This is a genomic window from Mycobacterium timonense, assembly GCF_025821985.1.
GTDB classification, from domain to species: Bacteria; Actinomycetota; Actinomycetes; order Mycobacteriales; family Mycobacteriaceae; genus Mycobacterium; species Mycobacterium avium.
Window position 1 is genome coordinate 1 of the sequence record NZ_JACKSY010000047.1, and the last position, 4,969, is coordinate 4,969.

The 4,969-nt window shown below is 64.3% G+C and carries 7 protein-coding genes; 5 read left to right on the top strand and 2 right to left on the bottom strand.

Annotated elements, in window-relative coordinates; all coding sequences use genetic code 11:
* The coding region (locus tag H7I87_RS13365) for a hypothetical protein (protein WP_264002708.1) at positions 1–435 on the top strand (435 nt) is incomplete at its 5' end.
* A gap of 293 nt (positions 436–728) precedes the next feature.
* On the opposite strand, the gene H7I87_RS13370 is transcribed toward H7I87_RS13365, so the two are convergent.
* Positions 729–1,259 carry a hypothetical protein gene (locus tag H7I87_RS13370; RefSeq protein ID WP_048892249.1) on the bottom strand — a complete coding sequence of 177 codons (531 nt, stop codon included), beginning with the start codon at positions 1,257–1,259 and terminating at the stop codon, positions 729–731.
* Between the two features lie 19 nt (positions 1,260–1,278).
* Positions 1,279–1,758, bottom strand: a complete 480-nt coding sequence (locus tag H7I87_RS13375) for a hypothetical protein (protein ID WP_048892248.1) — start codon at positions 1,756–1,758, stop codon at positions 1,279–1,281.
* Positions 1,759–2,013: 255 nt separating this feature from the next.
* Between H7I87_RS13375 and H7I87_RS13380 the strand changes: the two genes are divergently transcribed.
* From H7I87_RS13380 to H7I87_RS13395, 4 genes are read left to right on the top strand one after another with little or no spacing between them, the layout of a single operon-like run.
* Positions 2,014–2,967, top strand: a complete 954-nt coding sequence (locus H7I87_RS13380) for an ArdC-like ssDNA-binding domain-containing protein (protein ID WP_231113851.1) — start codon at positions 2,014–2,016, stop codon at positions 2,965–2,967.
* 44 nt (positions 2,968–3,011) lie between these two features.
* Complete coding sequence (locus H7I87_RS13385; protein WP_264002710.1) at positions 3,012–3,134, top strand: hypothetical protein; 123 nt, start codon at positions 3,012–3,014, stop codon at positions 3,132–3,134.
* Positions 3,118–3,729 carry a hypothetical protein gene (locus H7I87_RS13390; RefSeq protein ID WP_045374731.1) on the top strand — a complete coding sequence of 204 codons (612 nt, stop codon included), beginning with the start codon at positions 3,118–3,120 and terminating at the stop codon, positions 3,727–3,729. Before H7I87_RS13385 ends, H7I87_RS13390 begins: the two co-directional genes overlap by 17 nt.
* A 2-nt stretch (positions 3,730–3,731) precedes the next feature.
* On the top strand, positions 3,732–4,697 hold the full coding sequence (locus H7I87_RS13395; RefSeq protein ID WP_048892246.1) for a hypothetical protein: 966 nt from the start codon (positions 3,732–3,734) through the stop codon (positions 4,695–4,697).
* The last annotated feature ends 272 nt before the right edge of the window (positions 4,698–4,969 follow it).

The following is a 4,969-nucleotide window of genomic DNA, read 5'->3' on the forward strand; positions in this document are numbered from 1 at the left end:
TTGCGCACAATCTGCTCGGGGCTATGCCGCTTCCTCGTCGCCATGATCTTGTCGAGCCTTCCTGCCCAAAAGGTGGGCCGCAAGACTCTCATACGCCATGGATCAACCGATCGGGGTCAGGCCATTAGCAGCACCCAATGTTTCGAAGCGCATTGCGACGAATGCGGTGAAGGGCTCGGTGGCCGCCACGCCGAAGAAGACCAGACAGTGCACTACAGCCACCGGACAGCACTGAAACAGGCGCTGCCACAGTGCGAGTGGGCGGCGACCGGGGAGCGCCTTCTCTGCCCTTGTTGCCAGCGCGACGCCGCGTGCGCGCTCATCGGCCATCAATGGGACGAGTGGGATTCGATCGACCTTCCGCAATACCGCGGCCGCCGCCGCCAGTGCGACCACTGCGATGCAGCCGAGTTCGAATCCACCTCAACGAACTGACAAGGACAAAACATGAGCATGGGACCCACTCAATACGAACGCGGTTGGGCAGACGCGATGAACGAAGCTCACCGCTGGGCAGCGGCCCAAAGCCGGGCGCTTCAGGAACTACGGGAATACGTCAGCGACGCCCTCGACCCGAAAGATCCGGATGCCTCAGTCATGACGCTCCGCCGTGCGAGTGGGGCTGGCAGCGGTGATTTGCTTCAGGGACGGTGCTTGAGTGCTGTTGCATGGGCCGGAGGGCCGGTGGCTCGGCGAATCCGGCAGGTGCAAGTGATTCACGACGGGCGTCACCGGCGGCCATTGATTCCAGCCCTCTGTGGATATCGCAGGAACCATGCGGGGCCACTCCTGGGTGCGACTGGCCCGACAATTAGTCGCGGAGGGACCTTGCTCTCGGAGAAGAAGATGGTGGCGACACCTAGTCCGAATACCGTTGCCAGGGCCCAGACTCCGACGTAGGTGCCCAGCTGTACGCCGGTAAACGTCGCAATCAGGAGCGCGAGTAGGAAAAGGATTGTGACGTAGGCTGGTTGGTCTTTGACACCGGATTGTTCGGCTTGTGTCTGCCATTCTCTGGTGAGCGCGTCGAGGTCGACTACGTCGGTTGTGCGGAGTCGGGCTGCAGCTTCTTCGCACCATTCGGCGAACGTGATGGCTGAGGCGAACTGTGCGACCGTGGCGGTGGGCGGCAGCCGGTAACTCCAGCCGCGTGCCAATGCAGCATCTACCTGTAGCCAGTATTCGAGGTCGCGGCGGGTTGGCTGGGCTGAGATTCTGGCCCATTTCGATTTGCCGTGCATGCGGGTGGTGATTGTCACGACCGGGTCCTTTCTGGCGTTATTGGGTGATGGCTCGGGGGCTGTGTGTTGGTAGCAGCTCGGGGGTGTGGCCGGTGCGGTAGGCCTCGTCGACGCGCGGCACAACGGCGTCGCCGACGGTCTCTCCGCTGGGCAGGACGAGGTGGGCGAGGAATTCGCTGGTGAAGTCGACAATTCCGGTTTCGACCGCTTTGAGCTTCGACTTGATGACCAGGGCCAGTGCGCGCCAGCGTTGCCGTACTGCCTGTTCGTAGGCTTCGCCGGCGGCTTTGGCGGTGCGTTGGCGGCCGGTGGGTGTGCGGTTGAAGTCGGGGTTGTCGCGGTCCGGTAGGGGCAGGATGAAGCGGACGTGGCGGTCGTGGATTATGAAGCCGAGCACGGCGCGGGTTTCGTCCCAGCCGTACATGAAGCCGCGGGCGCCGTAGCGCTGCAGTGTGCGTTCGATTTCGGCGCGGGAGCGGTCCGCTCCGACTTCCGTTGTGGCCGCGTATTTCCCCATGAGTCGGTAATTCTGTTCGCTGGTGTTGGGACCAAGCCTTCGGACTCTCTGCCCCGTATTCAAGAGGAGGGTCGAGCAGGTCCTCTTGAATACCGAGTTTTCGCTGGCTGATGCTGGTGTCGCCGCGGGAGGGCGTGCCGATCCCCGTGGTGAAGGGAGACGCGAGCGGTGTGTAGGGCCAGTACTGAGCCGGGTGGCCCGCGGCGGTGTTCGGGTGATACCCGCTCCGCATATGGTCGGGCTGCGGCGCTGGTCATGCAGCTGGAGAAACGGGAGGCCGCGCTGCTCGCGGAATTGGCCGAGCCGCACGCCGGCACCGGTGCGGGTTTGGGTGAGCGGCGGACGGTGACCTTCTCCGACAAGGCCACTCGCACCGAGGATGTTCGCCGGGAAATCGACAACGCGATCGGCGAGCTCGCGACCGCTGACAAGTGGCGGGAGTTCCTTGAGGTGTCGCGGCGCTTCCACCAGTACTCGCTGAACAACCAGCTGCTGATTTCGATGCAGAAGCCCGACGCGACCCGGGTGGCGGGGTTTCACAAGTGGAAAGAGTTCGGGCGCTCGGTCAACAAGGGCGAGAAGGCGATCTGGATTTATGCGCCGATGCTCAAGCGTGTTGTGGTCGAGGACGAAAACGGCAAACAGACCACGCAAGAACGCCTAATCGGGTACAAGGTTGTGCCGGTGTTCGACGTGTCGTCGACGAGCGGTGCGCCGCTGCCGGAAGCGCCGCTGGTGCCGTTCACTCGATCTGAGGGCCGCGCGCCGGCAGGGATGCACGACGATCTGCGCGCGCAGGTGGAGGCTCACGGCTACACGCTGGTGTACAAGGACCTCGGCCGGAGTGATCACATTCCTGATGGGGCGACGGACCCCGTTTCGAAGACGGTGATGATCAACACCTGCTATAGCGATGCGCACCAGGCGAAGACGTTGGCGCACGAGCTGGCGCACATCGAGCTCGGCCATTTGGAGCGCACGGCCGATTATCACACTGGGGCGGGGGGTCAGCGCTCGACGATGGAGGTTGAGGCAGAAAGCGTCAGCTACGTGGTGAGCCGGCGTTATGGGATGGACGCGCCGAGTTTTTCGTTCTCTTACATCGATGGGTGGGCGCAGGGTGATTCTGAGAAGGTACGCCGAACCGCGGATGCTGTGGTGAAGGCGTCCGATCGAATCCTTAGTCGTATCAAGCGGTTTGACTCATAGAAGGGGTGTGACCAATGGGCGGTAAGACGTGGGTGGAGCTTGAGGTGACCGATCCGACCGACGGCAGCACGCAGGTGTTCACAGGTGCCGACGAGTTGTCGGTGCAGCGGCAGGTCGATGAGTTCTGGGGTGTCGACGAGGCCAACCGGCGTGAGCACGACGGCTAGCGGCACCGGGTTATTACGGGAGCAGAAGCGCCGGGAACTGGCCGAGGTTCGCCGGCAGCTGGGCGCGGCGCGCGAGCGTCTGCGGCGGGCCGCGATCGAGTATGCCGCCACACCCGATGGGGCGGCGGAGATGTTTCGCCGCTACGAGCTGGCCGACGATGAACAGTATCGCCGGGTGCTTCGGGCGACGTATCTGGCCGGGTTGGCGGCCGCGGCCGAGGAGTACGAGCAGCGGTGCGCGCTGGGCAACCAAACGCAGTATGACGGGCCGTTGGAGGCGATCCCGGTCGGGGACTTCGCCGATCCGCTGGCGCGGGCGTTGGTTGAGCATCGGGTGATGGGATCTTTGCGCAACGGCCCGTCGGTGATCGAGTCCGGGCAGGTGGTCGTGTGGCTTTTGCGGCTGATGCCCGACGGCCGCATCCGCAAGCGGCTGCGGATCGTGTGTGACGCCGAGCCGGGGGTGTTTGCGCCGACGTTGGCGCAGGTCGTTGCGGGGGCGCTGGGGGACCCGCGCACGCGGGAGCGAGTCGTCGACTTCGTCGGGCCCGAGGTGGCAGCGGCCGCGGCGGCTGCGGAGGGTCAGCGATTGTGACCATGACCGTGGCGTTGTCCGGATCGGCGGAGGTGGAGACGCCCCGAGAGCGTGCTGTGCGGAGGGTCGAGGAGCTCAAGCGCGCTGTCGGTGGGGTGCTGGAGGTCCTGGCCGCGATCTACCGCGACGAGGACTGGCGCTACCTTCACGATGACACCGGCGCCCCATTTGCGGGTTTCGGCCAATTCGTGCAATACACGCTGGGAGGTTCAGCGTCGAATGCGCGGCGCTACCGGCAAGGAGTCGAAACCCTGGTGGTCCCGCTGCGGGATTTGACGGCCCCGGATACGCGGATTCCGGTAACGCCCAACGATATTGCGCAACTCGGTCAATCAGGAGCTCGCAGGGTCGTCGCGGCCGCACCCGATGTGCTGGACGGTATCAGCGACAGCCGGGCGCAGACCGCCGCGCTGCGAGAGCTGATCGACGAGGTCATCGCCGAACGCCACTCCCCCACCAGCACGGACGGAGCGGTCAGTTCCGACGACGAATCTTCAATGCTGCCGGCAATCCCCGCGGCACTCCCCCGTGCACCTGCGGGCGACGTCGCAGCCGCCGGCGACTACTGCCGCGATATGGCGTCTGATTCGATGGGTGCCGATCCGCTTAGCCGTGCCGTCGATGCCGTGACCGGCCGGGACGATCGCCCGGATATGGCGGCCGGGCCCGCTACGGATTGTCAGAAGCTGGCGCGAGCGCAGTCGATGATGATCGCGCGCGCGACGATCAGCGGCGCCGACCTGCAAGCTGTGTTGAGCACGGTTTTAAGTGTCGACCCGGTGACGGCGGCCGACGGTGTCGATGCCGCGAACAGCGCCCAAACCGCCCGTGATTGTTTAGCTGCCGCGCAGCGCCTCGCCCGGCTCGGCCAGCTACTCAAGGCGTTGCACGAAGCGCAACCGGCTAAGCAGACCCTGATTCGCACGTTATCCGGCACCGACTCGTCAGGGGCCGTTCCGACAAGCTAGAAGTCTGTCGTGGACATCCCCACCCAGCCAAAAAACATAGGGCTGGCGTGAATCCTGTTTTGTCTTAGGAACTATCACGATAACTTGGGCCCCGATCAATCGACGCGCCCCAGCAGTCGGCTGCAGAGTTGCACCATCTTCGCTACCTGTTTGGAGTGCCCCACGTCGCTAAGGGTGCGGCTGACCAGGTCGTAGTTTGTGCCGCCGCGGTTGATGTACTCCGCAAACAGTGCCATCGAGAGTTCATTGATGGCATCGACTTCGGCATGGGT